The 19,381-nt window shown below is 38.7% G+C and carries 22 protein-coding genes; all 22 read right to left on the reverse strand.

Annotated elements, in window-relative coordinates:
• Window positions 1–33: 33 nt before the first annotated feature.
• On the reverse strand, window positions 34–771 hold the full coding sequence (locus tag ACZ5QH_RS18080) for a hypothetical protein (RefSeq protein WP_303578004.1): 738 nt from the start codon (window positions 769–771) through the stop codon (window positions 34–36).
• Window positions 771–1,091, reverse strand: a complete 321-nt coding sequence (locus tag ACZ5QH_RS18085) for a hypothetical protein (protein ID WP_303578005.1) — start codon at window positions 1,089–1,091, stop codon at window positions 771–773. Before ACZ5QH_RS18085 ends, ACZ5QH_RS18080 begins: the two co-directional genes overlap by 1 nt.
• Window positions 1,091–7,318 (reverse strand): TipJ family phage tail tip protein, encoded by a 6,228-nt coding sequence (locus tag ACZ5QH_RS18090; RefSeq protein ID WP_303578006.1) that lies wholly within the window; start codon window positions 7,316–7,318, stop codon window positions 1,091–1,093. Before ACZ5QH_RS18090 ends, ACZ5QH_RS18085 begins: the two co-directional genes overlap by 1 nt.
• Before the next feature lie 49 nt (window positions 7,319–7,367).
• The gene (locus tag ACZ5QH_RS18095; RefSeq protein ID WP_303578007.1) at window positions 7,368–8,012 is read right to left on the reverse strand and encodes a tail assembly protein; all 645 of its coding nucleotides are present in this window, start codon (window positions 8,010–8,012) and stop codon (window positions 7,368–7,370) included.
• The gene (locus ACZ5QH_RS18100; protein WP_303578008.1) at window positions 8,005–8,748 is read right to left on the reverse strand and encodes a C40 family peptidase; all 744 of its coding nucleotides are present in this window, start codon (window positions 8,746–8,748) and stop codon (window positions 8,005–8,007) included. The genes ACZ5QH_RS18095 and ACZ5QH_RS18100 overlap by 8 nt, the downstream gene beginning before the upstream one ends.
• Window positions 8,749–8,750: 2 nt before the next feature.
• Entirely contained in the window at window positions 8,751–9,518 is a 768-nt protein-coding gene (locus tag ACZ5QH_RS18105; protein WP_419263019.1) for a phage minor tail protein L, read from the reverse strand.
• On the reverse strand, window positions 9,505–9,837 hold the full coding sequence (locus tag ACZ5QH_RS18110; RefSeq protein ID WP_303578010.1) for a hypothetical protein: 333 nt from the start codon (window positions 9,835–9,837) through the stop codon (window positions 9,505–9,507). Before ACZ5QH_RS18110 ends, ACZ5QH_RS18105 begins: the two co-directional genes overlap by 14 nt.
• Before the next feature lie 57 nt (window positions 9,838–9,894).
• Window positions 9,895–10,239: a phage tail protein gene (locus ACZ5QH_RS18115; protein ID WP_287839110.1), complete on the reverse strand. Its 345-nt coding sequence runs from the start codon at window positions 10,237–10,239 to the stop codon at window positions 9,895–9,897.
• Between the two features lie 77 nt (window positions 10,240–10,316).
• Entirely contained in the window at window positions 10,317–10,598 is a 282-nt protein-coding gene (locus tag ACZ5QH_RS18120) for a hypothetical protein (RefSeq protein WP_303578011.1), read from the reverse strand.
• Window positions 10,599–10,686: 88 nt separating this feature from the next.
• Window positions 10,687–11,490, reverse strand: a complete 804-nt coding sequence (locus ACZ5QH_RS18125) for a DUF4882 family protein (protein ID WP_303578012.1) — start codon at window positions 11,488–11,490, stop codon at window positions 10,687–10,689.
• A gap of 355 nt (window positions 11,491–11,845) precedes the next feature.
• A complete protein-coding gene (locus ACZ5QH_RS18130) occupies window positions 11,846–12,331 on the reverse strand; it encodes a hypothetical protein (RefSeq protein ID WP_303578013.1) in 486 nt (161 codons plus the stop codon).
• 2 nt (window positions 12,332–12,333) lie between these two features.
• The gene (locus ACZ5QH_RS18135; RefSeq protein WP_303578014.1) at window positions 12,334–13,248 is read right to left on the reverse strand and encodes a phage tail tube protein; all 915 of its coding nucleotides are present in this window, start codon (window positions 13,246–13,248) and stop codon (window positions 12,334–12,336) included.
• An 86-nt stretch (window positions 13,249–13,334) separates the two neighbouring features.
• On the reverse strand, window positions 13,335–13,871 hold the full coding sequence (locus ACZ5QH_RS18140) for an antA/AntB antirepressor family protein (protein WP_303578015.1): 537 nt from the start codon (window positions 13,869–13,871) through the stop codon (window positions 13,335–13,337).
• A gap of 184 nt (window positions 13,872–14,055) precedes the next feature.
• A complete protein-coding gene (locus ACZ5QH_RS18145; RefSeq protein ID WP_303578016.1) occupies window positions 14,056–14,466 on the reverse strand; it encodes a hypothetical protein in 411 nt (136 codons plus the stop codon).
• Window positions 14,463–14,843: a hypothetical protein gene (locus ACZ5QH_RS18150; protein WP_303578017.1), complete on the reverse strand. Its 381-nt coding sequence runs from the start codon at window positions 14,841–14,843 to the stop codon at window positions 14,463–14,465. Before ACZ5QH_RS18150 ends, ACZ5QH_RS18145 begins: the two co-directional genes overlap by 4 nt.
• Before the next feature lie 40 nt (window positions 14,844–14,883).
• Window positions 14,884–15,369, reverse strand: coding sequence for a hypothetical protein (locus tag ACZ5QH_RS18155; protein WP_303578018.1), 486 nt, complete (start codon window positions 15,367–15,369; stop codon window positions 14,884–14,886).
• Between the two features lie 63 nt (window positions 15,370–15,432).
• On the reverse strand, window positions 15,433–15,798 hold the full coding sequence (locus ACZ5QH_RS18160) for a glutamate 5-kinase (RefSeq protein ID WP_303578019.1): 366 nt from the start codon (window positions 15,796–15,798) through the stop codon (window positions 15,433–15,435).
• On the reverse strand, window positions 15,795–16,169 hold the full coding sequence (locus ACZ5QH_RS18165) for a hypothetical protein (protein ID WP_303578020.1): 375 nt from the start codon (window positions 16,167–16,169) through the stop codon (window positions 15,795–15,797). Before ACZ5QH_RS18165 ends, ACZ5QH_RS18160 begins: the two co-directional genes overlap by 4 nt.
• Window positions 16,170–16,176: 7 nt before the next feature.
• Window positions 16,177–16,515 carry a hypothetical protein gene (locus tag ACZ5QH_RS18170; protein WP_303578021.1) on the reverse strand — a complete coding sequence of 113 codons (339 nt, stop codon included), beginning with the start codon at window positions 16,513–16,515 and terminating at the stop codon, window positions 16,177–16,179.
• 43 nt (window positions 16,516–16,558) lie between these two features.
• Window positions 16,559–17,695, reverse strand: a complete 1,137-nt coding sequence (locus ACZ5QH_RS18175; protein ID WP_303578023.1) for a P22 phage major capsid protein family protein — start codon at window positions 17,693–17,695, stop codon at window positions 16,559–16,561.
• A 16-nt stretch (window positions 17,696–17,711) separates the two neighbouring features.
• Window positions 17,712–18,488, reverse strand: coding sequence for a DUF6651 domain-containing protein (locus tag ACZ5QH_RS18180; RefSeq protein WP_303578024.1), 777 nt, complete (start codon window positions 18,486–18,488; stop codon window positions 17,712–17,714).
• 108 nt (window positions 18,489–18,596) lie between these two features.
• Complete coding sequence (locus ACZ5QH_RS18185) at window positions 18,597–18,806, reverse strand: hypothetical protein (protein ID WP_303578025.1); 210 nt, start codon at window positions 18,804–18,806, stop codon at window positions 18,597–18,599.
• Between the last annotated feature and the right edge of the window lie 575 nt (window positions 18,807–19,381).

The raw sequence follows: 19,381 nt of genomic DNA on the forward strand, positions 1-19,381 counted from the left end.
AGCACCCGATTGGGTGCCTTAGGTTTTTGATGTTTAGTAATTTGTTACGTCTAGGAACATATAGTGATGTCTACATACTCCAATTGATACGCCAGAGATATCTTCAACTTGATCAATTTTACCTGAGGTGAGCCATACAGTACCGGCTTCTATAGCGGCAACTGATGAATAAACATCTCCTTGATACCAGCTCTCCCAACCATTACTTAACCATTCAGCGCTGACATAGTAAATTCTGTTTAACGGGTATGCTGCATACTTTCGTCCTGGAGGCAAAGAGATAGTCTTACTATTTACGTACTTACCGCCTTGAGTAATAGGAGTATAGTTACCCGTTTCCTGATACATCTGCTGCGGTTGCATATATCTATGATTTGCATCAAATACCAATTTGCCATTTGCATCCCAAGCTTTAAAACCAATGTTTGGAGTGTTATCTAATGGTCTACCAAATATATAGATATCTACGTAGTTAGCTTCATTATTAAGTTTATCACGTGCGTTAGGAATGTTCTGTTGGTTTGCTCCTGTAGCCATAACACGAATGGTAGTAGCAGTCATATTATAATAACAACAGCCGCATACTGAACTAAATGCTACAACAGGGTTATCAATACCTGAAACATCTATGTCATAACCCATCCACCCATAAATACCTGGTCCTGATGTCTTAATGAAATAATGCCGCTCTTTACGTATAAATGCTAAATTAAAAAATGAATCATCAATCACTTGGGTAATATCATTATTAAGCTCCAAATACGATGCCATTAATATTCTCCAACTAATACCTTGAATGACTTAGGTGCAGTAGACCATGCCGCATAAGGTATATAGTCAACTTTCAACTGAGTCCCGTTCACGGTAACCGTATAGTTATAGCTCATTGGATCGTAATATGGTTCAGTATCATTGGATTCCAAAGGTATATAGTAGTAATACAACTGACCTTTCAAGGCCCTTGGTAAGGAAACAGTTTTTGTCACATCACCGGCATTAATAGTAACTTCCACTAAGACTTTTGGTATTCTTTGAGTGCCATCGAATGACACTCTCCCTTGTTCATCTTGCAACAAAATACCTGTTGGCATTACCAAACTCCTATTTTGACCCTTATGCGGTTTTGATTATCTTTAACCTCAATATATGAGCCCGTAATTGTTGTTGTGCCGTTACTATTTGAACTTGTAAAAGTTCCTAAATTAGCACTAACAGCACTCAAACTTTCAGCATGAATCTTAGTTGCTGAAATATAACCAATGTTAGCGTTATCAAGATAAAGCCCAGCAGGAACGACTGTCCCATTTGGTAAAGTCACTGGTCCTGCTTGGTAATTAAAAGCATACTTGGTTTCATTTCCTACCGATGCTGGTGCCGCAATTGCAAATTGATCAGCACGAATAATAAACAGACTCTTTCCTGAACCCTCGTTAATCAATCCAATACCAGCAACATAACCATTCACATCTGTTTTCACAGTGTATTGGGCCTTGATACCGTTAATTGAGTTAAGGGATTGCTGTACTAAAGCAGTTGTCTCAAAGTTGTTTGGTTGCCACTGTAATACTGGTTGTGCAACGGTATCCTCATATAAACAAGCCCAATACACTTTCGCATAAGAGTTGTTTTGGTCAGGTTGACCACCTGTGATATAGAAACTAATGTTACCAACTGTACCTGTAGGAAAATAACTGTTGTTGAGCCTAGCAACCCTTACTTGTCTTCCAAAAGATTGGTTTGTTCCCTCAAAGTTTATTGCCCCATGGATGTAAGGTCTAAACTCACTTCCAGCTCCACCAGATTGAAACTCTGCCTCATACACCAGCGTATACCACTTACCAGCAACTAAAGGCTTTGATGTCTCTCTCGCCCAAAATGGATATGGATTAGAGCCAACTGGCTTCTCCGTAACTTTGTTAGAGTCAAGTAAGATATTTCCAGCTGCATTACCAGCTGTGGTTTGAACTTGACTCAAGATACCAGCCTGAGCTTCAACCCTACCATTAACTTCTGTAACCTTAGCATCCAATGTCTGTGTAGCTAAAGCAGTCACACCTAGTTTTGCACTTATAGACACTGGAACCAATGACGGCACATAACCAACACCACCAGAACCCTCGTAAAAAGGTGCACCATTTACATACTGATTGCATGTGAAGTGATATTTCGTACCACCTCTTAGGTAAACATACTCCCTTGAAGATTCGATCTGTTGACTGATATCTTGGAAAGGAGCTTGTTGTGATTGTGTCCATAACCAATTAGAGTTAATAATTTGGCGATCAATCTCTTGAGCGCCCCAACCACTGCCTTTAGTTGTCCACCTCAAACTCATAGCGAATGAGCCACCACCATGACTCGACCAAGGTGCTTGTTCTGTTCCAAGGTTCATTACAATCTCTATTTCAGCAATACCAATAGAGTTGATGTTCATAAAGATAGGGTAGTAAAGGTTTGGATTAAGTCCAGATAAATCAACAATAGTCTTTTTACCATTCAGAGCCATATCAGATTTCGCTTCAACCTGAGTCAATGCGGTACCTTGGGCTGTGATTGTATTCCCTTGTTGATTAACCCTTGTCTCTAACTGATTCAGTGCATTTACATCAGCTTTTCCAGCAATAGAACTTTGAAGTCCTGTAATGGATTGAGCTTGTGCAGAGATGTCCTGACCATGTTGAACCACAGTAGCATCTAACTTAGAAATAGCTGTAGCATTGGCAAAAGTGTTTTGACGATCTTGTGTGTTCGTACCAAAGCCAATAGGTGTACCATCAACAAGAGTGAAACTGTGCGAGAACCAATCCATATTATGTGGTGAATCAAACAACACATAGACAGGACTTCCAACAGTTGCACTTCTTCTTGTGATGGCAATTGGCATTCTATTACCTGTCCAGTTTCTAAGGTCTTCCAACCTGAAACCACAGTTAATAAGCACATTCCTTAGGTTTACGACTCGTTGATCCTCGTCCCACCCAACGTTACCTACATTGTCACATCCAGCAATAGCAAAGAAGTTACCGTATGGGATGTTACCAACAGCTGAAACAAAGTTATTTGAAGCAACCCACAAGTCACCATAAGTGTCAAAGTTTGTATAATTAACTAGATCACCAAGTCTATTAAACTCATACAAGTTAAGTCCGCGACCAATACTTTGAGTCCATTCCCCAAGAGCGTTATACAACCCACGTTTTTCATGTTGGCTGTCACCATTCCTGAAGGTAAAAATAGACCAATTTCTTGTGAGACCAACCTTATTTGCTGTCTCACCAGCTTGGGCTGAAACAGAGGTTATAGCCTGACCTTGTGAAGTAAGCGTATTACCCTGCTGTTCAACAGTTGACTTCAAAGAGTTCAATGCAGAAGAATCAGCTTTGTTGCTTACAGAAGTTCTTAAATCAGTGATTGCCTCTGCGTTAGCATTTGTCTTGTCACCGATTGTCGTAACTTTAGCATCCAATGTTTGAACAGCTCTTGCAGTAGCAAAATCGGTATCAGAAACGTTCCAAGCTGTTGGGATGTTGCCACGTTCGATGATAGGTCTTCGGAATCGGTAAACACCTTGGTATGGGAAGCTAAAGTGTGGAGCAAGCCCCCCTTTAACATACTTTCTTGTGTGGTAGTATCTTTGCCAAATATCATACCTTTGTACCTGCCCCTTAGCTAATTGCAGTGGAAGATAGTTCATAGAATCTTTCCAATACAATAGCGGTGGGTTAGGTACACTACCGCTCTCGATCAAAATCTCAACAGAGAAAATTACATCATCATCAGTGTTGCAATTTTCATCAACTCTCTCGATCTTATCTCCAGCCAACATACCTGTAACATAATTAGATGTACCACCAGACCAGACATACAAGACACTTAAATCTGAGGATAGGGTCGCTACATCTCCACCAGTAGCGAGACCTGTAGACCAAACCCCAGCCTCATCAATCAAATTCTCAGAACCTATAGCGATATTGTCAACTTTAGCCTCAACCTTTGTGATTGCTTGACCTTGTGATGAAATAGTATTGCCCTGTTGCTCAACTGTAGTCTTCAACTGATTGACAGCAGAAGCATCAGCCTTGCCAGCAATCGAGTTTTCAAGAGCGGTAATCGCTTGCCCTTGTGATGTAACTTTGCCATCAATGGTTGCTACTTTAGAGTCAAGCGCTGTTAAAGCAGAAGCATCGGCCTTACCTGCTAAAGTATTTTGTAAACCAGTGAGGATATTACTTTGTGAATTAACCTGATCTCCAATAGTCACTACATCATTTTTTAGATTTTGTACTATTGATGCATCAGCCTTATTCACTACAGTATTTTGTAATCCAGTGATAATACTACTTTGAGTATTAACTTGATCTCCTATAGCCACTACATCATTTTTTAGATTTTGTACTACCGACGCATCAGCTTTACCATCAATCGCTGAATCTAATGCAGTCAGCTTGGAAGTGTTAGCTTCAGTTGCCGTTGCAATCGTACTGATACTAGTTTGGACATTAGATAGTGAACCATCTATTGAAGCTTTGTAGTTGTCCAGCGTCTCAATCTGTGACTTATCAGCATCTTTACTTCGTGTAATTTCCTGAGTTAAACCATCATTGAGTGCTTTGATACCCTCTCTACGCTGTACTGTTTCCTGAGTTAAAGCATCATTCAATGCTTTGTTATCATCTCTCCGTTGTGCTGTTTCTGCTGTAAGCTCGTTCGTTAACTTATCGACTTGTAAAGAAGTAGCAGTTGCAATTTTATTTACTTCTACAACTAAGTCTTTTGCCTCTGAACCCACTTCAATGCGACTAATCAAATCTTGATTTAGCTGACTATCTGTAATCTGGCCATCAAGTAATTCAAGTACATCTTTCGCATCAGTTGTTGTTGTACTATTTGTCCAGTCGGACCAGTCACCAACATTCCCGATTCTATCGATCAAACGTGCTTGATAGAATTGAGTTAGATTTGGCTGTAGTCCTTGGATTACTGTGGTTGAGGTTGGATAAGCAAAAGAACCTAATGTAGCAATGTTAGATTTACCATCTGGTGAGACTTGAATCTCTACATAAGCAGTATCCAAAGCATTTGCTGGATAACTCCAATCCAGTTTCATACCAAATAAAATACCAGTTGCTTGGATAAACGCCACTTTAGGTGGTTTGCCCTGCTTTCCTTTTAATTCAGTCAAAATTGAATAGGTTGGTAGAGATGAAATATCAAAAGCACTAATCGCAACAACTCGCGCTTCATATTTACCTGCGTAGATACCAGCTATCTCTGCCGAATTATTTCCAGTTATTGGTAGCTTTAACCAGGTACCATTATCTTTACGCCATTCAACTTGATACTTAGTTGCACCTTTGGCTTGTGGCCAACTGATCACCATGGTTTCAACAGACATTCCTTGCTGAACCATTTGCTCACTGGAAATGCTGACTGATTCAACAGGATCTTGAGTTGTAGGATTAATGATTGAGATCGGGCGATCATCAATAAATGCACCATGATCAATGGCATTAAATTTAGAATCAGCATGTTGTAATGCAGTAATGGTAAATTGGTGTGGTTCATCTTGTGAGATCGAGACTACACGAAATTTCATCGTCGCTAAATCTTGTGCATCAATCACCCATACATTTTGTGGGGCAACACTATCAAATGCTGATACTACAGTAACAACTCGACCAGTAATGCTTGATACAACTCGTGCTTGTGCCTTTCCATTCTCGCCATTAACAACTAGACGGTCACCAGCTCGGCATACAACATCATCACGATCTAAGGTGATTTGTTTTAAATCAGCACTAACTGAAGAAATACGCCCCCCATTTGCACGACCAGCTAACAACTCATCAGCAAGTTCAATCACTTTACCAGGTAAGGGAATATAGCCATCTAACCCAACTTTAAATGTGACAGTTCGAGTTTCAAGTTGTTCTGTTTTTAAAGCCCATTGGCCAGTACGTTGTGCTTGTCCTTCTGATGTACAGCCCCATGCCTCTAGTTCTAATAAGCGTACTGCTTTAGCCTCTGCAATTGATTTTTCATCACGCACAAAAACATATTCAGTCTTATAGCGATTTTGCGGATTATCCCAAGCAACTTTGACTGCATTATGCCGATCACGTGCACGCGTACCGGTGTAATTAATACCAAGAACGCCATCAATAATATTGGCAGATGTATATGTAAAAATAGCATCTTGAGGTAAATCAGCCTCACATACGATCGATGCACCATCCCAATAACTGATAGCACGAAATAAACCTGCAAGTTTGCTTAAAATATCGAAAGCAGATTCGGCACTTTGAATATACACATTACAAGTGAACCGTGGCTCTTGACCACCTTTGCCATTGGGTACCAGCTGATCACAATATTGTGCTAAACGATACAACGACCATTTATCAATCATTTGCTCGGTTAAACGGTTGCCAAGTGCATATCGCTTATTGGTACATAAATCATAGTAAATCCAAGCTGGATTATTGCTATAACTACGCTTAAATAGACCATCCCATATCCCGATGTAGCTTCGACTTACTGGATCATAGTTGCTTGGTACTTTGATCTTTACACCCTTTAGATCAACAGCAATTTTGGCAATATTTGAGAATGTTTCAGCATCATATTGCACGCCAATCAATGCAGTATTTGGGTAGGCCAGCTTAAGATCGACAACTTCAGTAATGGCTTGAATATACATCTTATCGCTGACATATTCAGAGCTTGAATTTGGTGTTTTACGTGAGACGCGAATCAACCAATTATTATTGGCTTTTGGTAAGCCTATACGATGGGTACGTTCATAATTTGCTGAAGTTTTTCCTGACATTTGAGTATCAAGCATTAACTCCCATGATCCCCCATCAGTCTGCACTTCAATCAAATAATCAATAACAATACCTGAGACATCGCCATTACTTGGATCTTGCTGTTTTAAAGCCCCAAAGCGCACTCTTACAATCACGGCATCGAGATTAAGATTGGTAATCCCTTTAACCCAAGGCGTATCACTTTTAAGTTCAACACCAACAGCAGTTTCAGAAGCAATGCTTTCAAAACCTTCCATGTATGCCTGATCATTGGTACCTGAGCGAAAATCTAGAATGACATCTTGAAAGTTTCTTGCACCACTATCGTTTTCAACTGGTGTGTCATCAAGGAAGATTGACTTAAAGCCATTTGCTAAGCCCTCAACTTCGCCCTCACTCATGCCATATTGTAAACGTGCATAGGTTTTTGAAGCGGTTGTATCATTTGCAACTTTTGGTTGTCTTTGGTTTTTGCTACCGCCTTTTGCGCCTTTTACTGTTTTAAGCATACTTTTTCCCACACAATAAAAAAGCGCTTAATGCGCTTATATTCTTAAATTATTTCTTCCCACCGCTGCTGCCACCGCCTGTAAAACCAGCATCTGCAGAACTAAAAGTATCTACTGCAAATTGACCAGCATTTACAATGAATCCACCGACTTCGCGCTGACCATAAAGAATCGGAACTGGATTGCCTTGTGCGATTGTGGTGACTGCTCCACCAAATCCCTTGTTAGACTTATTTCCATCTTGGTTTTGATCTTCCTCGTCCATCTTTGGCATCATCATTTGAGCAATACCTCCAACTATCATACCAACGCCAGCAGCAATCATACTCACACCAATTTGAGCCCCGATACCTGTCCATCCGGCAACATAGCCAATTACCGCACCAGCAACAACCATCACAACACCCAATATAGTTTGAAGCGCTCCATTCCCCCCAGCCCCAAGGACTTTAGGCACAATCTTGATAACTTTGGCGCCAGTCTCAAAATCAATCTGATCCTCAGAGATATTTTCATCATCTTGAAAAACAGCAAAGGTAAGTCCCTGTTCATGAGCGGTTAGCATGAATTGTTCAAAGCCGGGCACTTGGACTGATAGTGCTCTTACAGCTTCACGGGTGCTTTCAACAGCAAGCTTAAATTCCTTACCAAACTTCTTTCCCAGTACGCCATACAATTTGATCATTTTAAGCATTCTTATGCCTCACAATTTTGACAACACGCTCTTGCCATTGTTGCCCAAAAATTTCACGCACTGACTTTCGACCATAAGGATGATGTAGGATTAATGGTCCACCAAAACAACTTGTGCTTTCTTCTGACTTTAATTGCCACTGATCACCCAACCAAATCACAGCATGATTCGGGTGTTCTGTACGGCCAACATTACACACCAACATGTCACCATACTGAGGTTCACTGACTTCATAAAATCCAGCTGCATCTAAGTTTTCTAGATAAAGGGATTTGTGATTTTTATCACTCCACCAATCATCATTACGTTCGAAATCAATCAACTGAATACCTAACTCACGATTATAAAAATCACGAATAATTGAATAGCAATCTTGATATCCATGATGGTAATCACGACCAATGAGTGGTGATTTATAGCCACATGGCTTATAGACTTGGAAATCTACTTCGGGCCAAGCACAGATCACCCATGGCATTTCATGAAGTTCAATTTGTAATAAATCTAAATCAGAAGCACGTGCTGTAGCATTTGGATGTGAATGTACATAAGCTTGAATCTCACCTTGATCTTCAGCATTCGCCAAGTCTTCATGATGAATTTGAAACTGACCTTTTTCAGCGACATTGCGACAAGGTATATACGTACCAGAAACAATAACCCCGCAACATTCTGCGGGGAAACATTGTTCAGCATGAGATAAAATCGCTGCTTTGAGTTTTTTATTTAATTTCATATTTACACCATCGAAGATGCAGGGAATCCACCAAAATGAAGCTCATTCTCTCGGCAACGACAGCCTGATGTTCGGTAGTTACATCGATCTAAAGCTGGATTGTCTGTCGATTCATCTTTTTCAGTAAACATAGCAGATCCGATATATCCGCACTCTTCACTTCGATATTCCCAATTGCAGTAGTTTGATATTTGCCGTGTAGGGATTTTTAGCCCTTCGAAATCCACTGGATTAGAAAGTTCAAACGTCACTTGCTGGGCATTTTCAGAAGTCTTTTGTTCAATGAACCAAATCTGCTCGCGCTTCTCACTTGGATTAGCCGTGGCATTACCAGCACTAAAATTTTCAGCATCAAGATATTTGGCTAATGTGGTAATGACTTTGATTTTTGCACCAGCAAAATCACCAAACTGTAAACAATATGCAGTTACCGCACCTTGAATACCTTTAATATTGTTGGCCATACTTAAAGTCGGAGCAGAAGCCTTACCATCACTTCGCATTTCCAAACCACTTACTTGCAACGCCATTGGCTCAAAAGTCTGACCATTAAAGATAATATTGCGTTGCCAAACTTTTTCATCACCAGGATCAAACCCCTCACCGGTTGAGACAGACTCATTACCAATCGATGAATAAATCTTTTCCCAGTCTTCATAAGAAATATGACCATGAAAACGTAAAACGCCAGCTCCTAATGCGCTGGCATCTAATTCAAATAGTGTGATTAATCCATCTACATAAAGCTTTTGAAAATCACTGTTTAACATTGTCATTCACCACAATATCAAGATCCAAGCCTTCCAGATCATAAATGGCTTGAATCGATTGAATTGAAACTCCCGACCGGTTCTGCAAAGAAATAATATGGGGGATCAACCAACTTATGAATTGTGCTTCTTTTAATGAGACTCGGCTCGCATCAGGCTCTTTATCCTTTTTTAAACCGATTAATACATCATCTGTGGCCTTGTTGTAATCAATTGACAGATAATCTATTTTTGATCCAAATTCATAGGCTGATGCTTCAATTTTGACTATGAGTGCTGCAGTAAAACTTGCTTCAATTTGTGTAAATTGCTTTGACATTTTTCATGTTCCTTCAATTAAAAAGCCCCAACGAGTGGGGCGTGAAGTTAATTAGATTTAAGGGTAAAAAACTTGGGTAAAGGTTGTGGAAATAGTCCAGATCATTCCACCTACTTGACTAGGTGTATAGCTTGTATCTGTTTTAACTCTCACCTCACCATCCAATGGAGAATTCCATAGAAATGAATCAGCCCCTTTATGTCGATCAAAAAAAGCTTTGATTTGAAGAATCTCTTCCTTGGTAGATGTAAATTTGTAAGGCCACTCCCCCTTTTTATTGTTGATGCCTACTGAGATATTCTGTTCGTAGCCATCACCAAATTTTGAAGTCAAAATATTGAAGTTTTGTTTGCCTGAGTTTCCATCTAGATCACATGGATATGTAAATTTTTCATTACTCATAAATTGGGTCCAATAAAAAACCCACTCGATTGAGTGGGTTTGATTAACATTCAATTTTGCGATTTAAGTCTTCCACGTTAGACACCTCCAACTTTATTTTTTTGAATCCAAGCAAGCCCACTAGCTGAAAATATAAAACTGATCACTGCAATATAAAAAAAGGAATTAATTCTATTATTCTGCTCTTTCGATACATAATGAACTGAGCCATGATTATTTAATGAAACAGAATATATTTTATCTGGTATTTCCTTGCCCTTTGAATGGTAAGTTTCAAGTAAATCAATACCATAGAAAAAGCTGGATATACTAGATATTAGCAAAAACACTGTAAAGAGATAAATTATAAGTTTTTTCATATCTTATCCTTGCTATGGATTTAGTCCAAGATACTAATTTTAAGACCAAAAAGAAACCTCCCGAGGGAGGTTAAATATATTTCAGTTTTTAGATTGTGTTGCCACAGATGTCTTTTGATCCAGATGGGTAAGAGAACTGAAGTTGATTCTTATCAGTTATCAATGACAATTTTATTTCTTGATTTAAAACATTATCGGATGTAGTAAGTCTTGAAGTAGTTAGCCCTAATATAATTCCTAGGTTTAATAAGCTTTTCTCATAATTAAACAAGTACCCTTTATTAACCCCATTAACAATTAGTCCAATCTGTTTAGAACTTTGGTTGAGGTAGACGCCAATTCTATAATTAGAATTTAGAGGTAGTGATACCGCAGTATTTGGAATGGTTACACTTGGATTACTAATAGTCATTTGGCCATTGTTCATAGTGTATGACCCACCAGATAACATCCCACTCACCCTAGCATTTTCAGGATAAGCAGAAACATTATTGTAACCACTATGTAGATAGATCATTCCTGAGAATACCCCTTGATTTACAGTATCTTTACTAAATAATATAATATCTGTTTCTACCTCTCCATTAGTTGGCTTATTTAGTAAAAACTTAGGTACTTCTACTTCAAACGCAACAACTCCATCACTTGGTAAATTTTTATCACCTGTTCCTCCATTTTGAAGAAAACCACTAATCCCTCCAGTAGAAGCAGCCATATACATTTTATTAGCGCTTGTCACATATTCTGAAACAGATTGTGCTGATTTATTAGAAAAAGGAGCTGCGCCAAAACTTGAAATTTGTGAATTAGTTGCATCCAAACTATATGTACAAACACTCCAACTCATTGAACTTAAAGTTGCTAAAATTAAACCTGTTATTGTCCTTTTCATAACTTTATCCATATTTTTTTTGATCTTAAAATATAAAATAAAAAAAATAATATATGGTAAAAATCCGACAAGAGAAAATTGGATATTTTTATTAAAAAAAATCCAATTTAAATTTTACGGTTATTCGCATCATTTAAATACTTCCCATCCAGCGCGAAAATACACTCAACAAAAAGCCCTCGATCCAAGTCACACCCATACACATCAAAATAGCTTTTAATGTCAGCAAGAGTGAGTGAGTCATAAAACCCACCACCCTGCGGAAAGGCAATAAAACGTCGAGCCTTTGAAATTAAATTAAAGGCTTTGATAATGTGATCAGCCGTGAAACTTGGCTCTAAACGCTCAGGTGGTTTTATGCCGAGCTTTTGGTAGACTTCTGCGGTTTTTTCTTCGCACCATTTGATGTTTCTTTGCTCGTAGTGCTTGAGGACTTTCCCACTTCTTCAACAATCTCTTCTTTTTTAGAGTCATGGATCACTTTAGCCTTTTCCATGATGAAGACAATAATTTCAAGTGATTGCTTTGAGCTTGTACAAATCAGCTCTGCATTTTGCGCGCTGTATTCGATCGGCTTATTTTCTTTATCATCCAGACCGACCCAGCCGAGCAATAGATGTGATACAGCACGGTTAAAACCTAATTTGGCCTTAACCGCTCCTTCATCTGTTACTGCCTTAATGCCTGCAAGCTCTTGCTCGGCTTGAATCCCATTAAGTTCAAGTGAGCGCTGGAAAGATGGCTTATCAATACTCGCAATGAGTAATTTCACGCCATCTTTAAAATCAAACCATTCTTGAACGTATTCAATGGACTTCTGTTCTTCGATTTCAATTAACATGATTAAGGCCCCGCAACTACAGGAACACGTGTAAGAGTCGGTGCAACATTCGCGACTGTGAACGAGAATTGGGTAGTTAATACATCACCAGCACCACCACTTGGCAAAGGCGCAGATACTTGAACCTTAGGTAGTTTGAGTGTGTATTTATTACCTGCAGTATCTTTCAATGAGTATTCAAGACCGATCGGTTCATTTAAGAATTGTTTTTCATAAAGTTCTGCAGTGTTTTTGGACCATGCAATTGTAAAGTTACCACTGCCTTTCATAATGGTTTCTAAGATTGCGGCAATGTTATTTTCATAGTCTAAGCACTTCTGAATTTGCATCGTATTATCAATGGTTAATTCAATCTGAGTGATGCACATTCCTGGTTTCTTTTCACCATCAATAAGAATGTCGCCGGTAGATAGACTAGTTAAAGGTACTGCATCCACTGCAGGTGTTACCGTACCAGTCGGAGCTACCTCATAAGCTGTGCGCTTCATTCCCATAATTGCGAATTTAGAAGTCACAATACCACTATCTGGAATCGATAAAGTCCACTGGTTAATGTGGCAACCGGTGAAAACTTGGAAGTTATCGATATCACTAAAGCCGCGAATAATCGAAAGTGTTTTTCGAGTAGTACCACCAAATGTTAAAACGTTGCTCTTCCAAGCATTAAAGGCAATTAGCTCTAAGACTCCATCTTGAATGCCATAAGCCCATTCAGACTCAATATCGCCTTGCACTTCAACACCAGTCACTAAAGTACCAGCTGCAATACGAGAATCTTTGATCGTTTGTGATTCGGTGGTTTGTGCTGATGCATCTAAACCATTAGTGGTAAATGCAAATGTATTCCAGGTTGTTGCAATCACACCAGGTGATGCTTCAAAACCAATTCGGGTTAATTGTTTAGCTCCAGAACTCATTAAGTTCTCCTTAATTTAGGCGTAAAAAAACCTCCGTTAAGGAGGTGGATTGATTTTTAGGGTGGCATTTGAAATGCTACCCTTTTTTAATCATCATCTTTATTTTGTAAATCTAATGATTGCTGTGTTTCGTTTATTAGGTCATCTAGCTCTTTAATCATGGCTGGCTTAGTCTGCTTCCCATGGACAACAAGAAAACGACCTGCCTCAGATAGACCTCGTGTAATTAACTCAAGCTGTGCTGAAAGTTTACCGATCCGCACTTGCATTCCATCTTTAAGATTTCGGGCAATATCTTCTTGTTCGATGTAATACAGGCGAACTTCACGACCACGATCTGTGCATTCAACCATTGAAAGTTCTTTTGCCATATCAACAGACAATATGTAATCTGTTTTGTGTTTTGCACCACTAACACCCTGCTCCACCACTTGGTGGATCAGATAATCAATATTTTCCTGAAACTTATACTTTGAAATTCGACGCTTAATCCATGTCGAAAAATCCTGTTTGCTATCAAGCCAGTGATGTAGATCTCGTGCATTTACGCCAAATTGATTTTTCCCATTTATCTTAACTTCTATAAATGGAGTTTGATTTTCGATTTTTACAATCGCATTCATTGTTATGCTCCGACCACTCATAAAGAAAAGAAAGCCAACAAGAAGATGCAATGAGTAGTCGAAACGACCATCTTCCTTTCAGGAGCTACCCTAGTTGGCTTGGATGCCATATTTCAGGCATAAAAAAACCTGCCACTAAGGACAGGTTCGTTTAAAAGTAATTCAGGTTTGTTGTGTGATTAAGCTAATTAACTCGAAACTCAGCTCTAACTATCTTTGCATAGAAATTGTCGTCATCCATATCTTGTGGCGCATGGACTTTATAAACTTCAAGAAATGAAACACCAAAGGATTGTAAGAATTCACGCCATTTAACACATAGATTTGTCATTTCAATCGTGCCTGAATTCTTTGGTGCAAAGCATTGAATTGAAATAGTGCCTATATCTCGAATACAGGGTCCATTTCCAATACCTGCAATCAAACTATCGCCATACTGAATATAAACTTTGCACCAAAGTTTATTTGATGGTGGTTCAAAAGGTTTACCATCTGGAGTTTTCTGATTTTCAATACGAAGATTTGTTTTTTCTACACCACTAAATTGACCTATTCGCTTGTATATCGCCAATTCAGCCTCTGATAAAGTCATCATTTATATCTACTCGTAGCTGACTGGAATGTGATGGAATAAATTCCTAGTGGTGCTTGCCCAGAATGTCCATTCTCTAGAGCGATTGCGTAAGGTAAATTATTGCTAATGAAGACTCTCATTCCCAATTGAACGCTTAGTATTTTAGCCATCCCATCTGAAATGGTAGTGGTACCTGATTTATCTATTTTCTGAAAGTCTTTGGTGTAATCGACACTACCAATTGAAACACGATGATTACCTCTGAAAGCCCCTGTATCGACTGGACTTTTAAGCACAACACCTTGAAGCATCGCAGCGGTTATTTTTCTTTGTAATTCTGAGCCATCACGCAAAACTTGGAGTGTGAATTGTGATGGTCTTAATCCTTTCCAACTCATAAGCTTCACCTATTAAAAAACCCACCGAAGTGGGTTTATCTCATGAAACAACTGGTATTAGTTGCATTTGCCAGCTTTCTCCAAATCTCTCATTTAAGTATTCTGAAATGGATTCTTTATTTTTCTCAAACATGTCGTTTGTTAATAGTATTGCATTAGATCCAGTTGATACACCATAGCGTTTAAAACCATTAAGCGCATCATTAGATGTGGTTTTATTTGTCAAATAAATTAAAGCCTTACCATTTTTAATAAAACGATCTATATCTTTTAGTTTTGGAGCTATATTCACAGGTACTTCTACTTGTACAACATGATAAGGATCTTTAGATATAGCTTCAATGTTGTAATCAACGCCACGAGTCATCCCGCCACTAAAAAAATTCGCAGTTTCATCTGCTGAATCAAAATCATCAAAAGCACCTAGTTTTATTGCTTCTTCTCTAGATTCAGTTGTAGTCATATCACCATCATCATCTGGAATGATGTAACAATTTTCTGAAATCAACTTTATTATATAGCTCATAAACTATTCAACTTAATTTATTATTCTTTAATGTTATAAGCCAGGTTCTTAATTAAGTCCACATTAAACGCTCCTTAATTGAATTGTGTAAACTGATTTACTTGGATCCTCAGCAACATTTAAAACTTTGAAGCTACCTTTGGAGGTTATCCAAACATCATCAATCTGAGGCACACCAGTTACTTCATTTTGAAGCACAGTAGCTTTTACATCCTCAACTTGATAATCGATAGGCTTTACCAAATCTCGTTTATATGAGCCAAATACGCCACGTCCAGAGTATTGCTCAACGGTCACAGTAGGATAAGTCTGCGTTTCAAAGTCGAAATCACCAGATTGGATTTCTTTAGAACATGTGAAAGTGGTGATGGCATCTGCAAGCTTAGTATTAAAGGCTTTAGCCACTTTAGATTGAATCTTATCTCTCATCCGCGATACACCTTGAATGTGAATCCCTTGGGCTTTAGATCCAGCGAATTTATAAATGCTTTGGCAATCTGCTCAAATTCTGAAATATCACGACTACCCTCTACAAATGATTCCTCAACTTCAACTGTATCGGCCTTTACTCGTTCACTTGTTGTTTGACGAGAAGTACCAGCGTAAATCACACCAGCTTTGATACCTTTAACAATTTCACAAGCAGCATCGATTAAAAGTGGATCAAATGGTTCTGGAACAAAACCAATTTCATTTTTCATCCAAGTATTTGCCAGTAAAACAAGACGAGCTTTATCACCATCTGGTGCAAAGTCATTACCCAATTTACGATTTGCGTCATCAACAGTGATAAAGCTCATAACTCACCTATTTAGCTTTTGTAGTTTTCGGTTCTTCTTTGTCCGTTTTATTAGAATTAGCTTCCAATTCAGCAATACGTGCTTTCATTGCATCGATGTTATTTTGGAATGCAGTAAATTCACCTTGAGAGTTTTGAAGCTGTTCTAGACAATCCTTTAATTTGATCTCAGCTTCTTCTAGTCGTTTCTTGTATTCTAAACTTGAGCCAACACCTGAAGCTTGGTTGGACAAATTCGATAACTTAGAATCACCATAAAGATCATGTTGTCCATGAATAAAATCAGATTCATTGATTACACGATATCCATCACCATCTTTGATTTGGACTGTATTTAATAATGTCATTTTTATTTTCCAAAAAAATAAGGGCGATTTCTCGCCCTTTTGGTTAACCTAAAAGTAGTCCGATATGTCGCGGTGCAATAGCTTTGACACCCCACGCCAAACTGACTTCATAGACAACTTGTTTGTATTGGCGATAAACCGCAATTTCAAATGCCAATCCAGTGACAGGGTCTACAATTTGCGTACGATCATCAGCACTATCCCCACCCTCTGGTAAGGCTGGAGTACGTGTTGCTAATGCAATTGCTGATCGTGAAAATGCTAGGTTTGGTACATAATTGTTTCCAACACTAACAGCAGCTTTATCAGCTGGGACTAAAGCTAACCCATGATTAAGGATTAAATTAGAACCGGCTAAACCACCAGATACATATTGAGTCCCATCACCAGCAAAAGTCACAATATCCCCACCGAGAATTGTTCCAGTTCCTGTGTTTACCTCAATCGACTTATCACCAGCTAATGAAACTCCATTTACAAGATATCCAGCACCAGTCCCTTTAGCATGTACACCTACTGCATGAGAGTGACGAATCGCAAAGTTCATAATACGATCAGTCATACCATTTCGTAGCATGTCATCACGACCAGCTTCATTGACTTTAAATAATCCTGCTTGCTTACCGCGCAAATTACCAATTGCTGCATGACCTAAAACTAATTGCAGGTCATTACGAGGAGCACCATTGTTTTCTAAGATACCTAATGTGCCAGCAAAATCAGTCATATCAGCTGCAGTACTGAACGGCGTTTGTCCTGCCGTACCATAAGCAATTGATGCATTTTTATAAGCTTCTAGCCAACAATCTCGTTCGATTTCATTCACCAACGTACGCATAGCTTGAGCAAAACGATCGGTTTGAATTGCTGCAAAAGTTCCCGCATTCTGTAGTGAACGAGTTTCTTCACCATTCCAGCGAATAGGTACATTTCGTGACTTGGTAATTTTAGCCACGATATTATCTACAGTGCCATCACCTGCATCTGGTGCATGCACACCTGGTTTAGTATCTTGTGCTTCTGCAACAGTTGTTACTGGAATTTTTACATCATCACCAACTGCAGCACGCTCAATACCTGTATCACGTGTTACTGCTGGAATAAATCCAGTAATCTCACGAGAAACAATATCAAGTGCTGCATAAAGCGTTGGCAATAAGCCATTTAAATTATTAGACATTCGCTAATCTCCAAAATTAATTTTCTGTAATTTGTCCGCCATCTTTCATAAATGACTGTTTTTCTGGTGGCGCTAATTGTTCAAAGCTTTGACGTGACATCGCTTTGCCACCCCCTTGTCCGCCTTGACCTGAAAAACCACCACCACCTGCTTGTGAACCTTTTAAAATGGAATCTTTGTGTTGGTATCCACCAATTAAGATTTCTAAAGCTTCATCAAAAGCAGCTTCATCACCATGATTTGTGCGGGAATAAATTTTTTGACCTTTGCCGTCATATGCGACAGGTTTGCCATCTTCGACCTTAAAGCTTTGGCCAAACATGGCTTGAACCATATCAATAGGAACAGCAACTTTTTCTTGAATAAACTTAGAACGAGCAAATCCACCACCGATCAATTCATTATGTAATTGCTGCTGAAATGCATCACGTTCAGTTGTGATTTGACCAAGTTGTGTTTCATAAGTTTGTTTTACTGAATCAATTGCTTCAGTTCGTACCCGTTCTGCTTCACCTGCATCAATCAACTTTTTATCATCAAAGTTTTTGATGGTATTTAAAGCATTGCGGGCTTTTTCTGCATCTAAACCTTCAAATGTTTTTAAACTCGCTTCCGCTTGTTCTTTGGCAATTCGATGATTTTTTGCTTCTGATCCGAGTTCATTAATTTTTGCAATCGCATGTGGTGCATCAAAGGCAATCTCTGTTCCATCTTCATGGAGGTATAAAGGTTTACCTTCTTCATTCACTTCTGCGTAGGTCTTATTTTCGATTTGAATCGTTTTGAGTTTCATAGGTTTCCACCATTTTTAATTAAGCTTCCGCTCGTTTCACCAATCGTTTCCACTTTTGGCAGGCAATAAAAAAGCACCCTTTTGGGTGCTTGTATTAAAATAAATATGCTAGTTGGTTTCTTGAGGACCAAACTCTTTTTCACAAAGTTCTTTCAGATCATTCCAATATTTAACAGCATTCGGACCATCAAAAGTTAGATATTTCTCTCCTGAAGCCTCTACATCTTTAGTATGAATAATTTGATCAGGTGTAATCCCAAATTTTTCGAGCATTATCTTTTCAAACCGGAGTCTTTCAAGCTCTAGATCTTCTTCCATTAGCTTTTCTCTCTTTTATATTTAAGCCCAAGTTTTTGTGCAGTCAACATCCACAATTGATGTTCTAACTCAGATTGTGCATATCTTGAATTAATCCTATCACTATTAATCATATTTCTAGTTAAATCTAGTGCTTTCGGATTTAACTCTTTTAATGCTTGTCTAATTTCACTCTCACTTGGCCATAATTTATTAGATTCACCTTTAGACATGATAAAGCGCATATGCTGAGTAACAGCTCTAACTTCAGCTAAGTTTAATTCAGCAGCAGTAATAATATCATCAACAGAGAAATTAGAGCCACCTGGGTGATTGTGTGTGAATGTTGTTCCGACTACCTTACCCCATAGCTCACTAGGGACGTTAACTTTATTAATGTCTCCAGATAATGGATAAGATTTTTCACCATCATTGCTAATAAATATCCCATACTCCTTTCTGCTTTCTCTAAATTCTTCCTCAAAAGCAACAGCTTTCTTTCTCGCAGGTGTTGAAACGTCAGGCTTTTGTGTTTTGTTAGGTAAATCATAAAAACTTGGTTCATGTTGAGGCTGTTTAAAACTCTTGCCAGTTTT

The sequence above is a fragment of the Acinetobacter sp. Ac8 genome, from assembly GCF_055392545.1.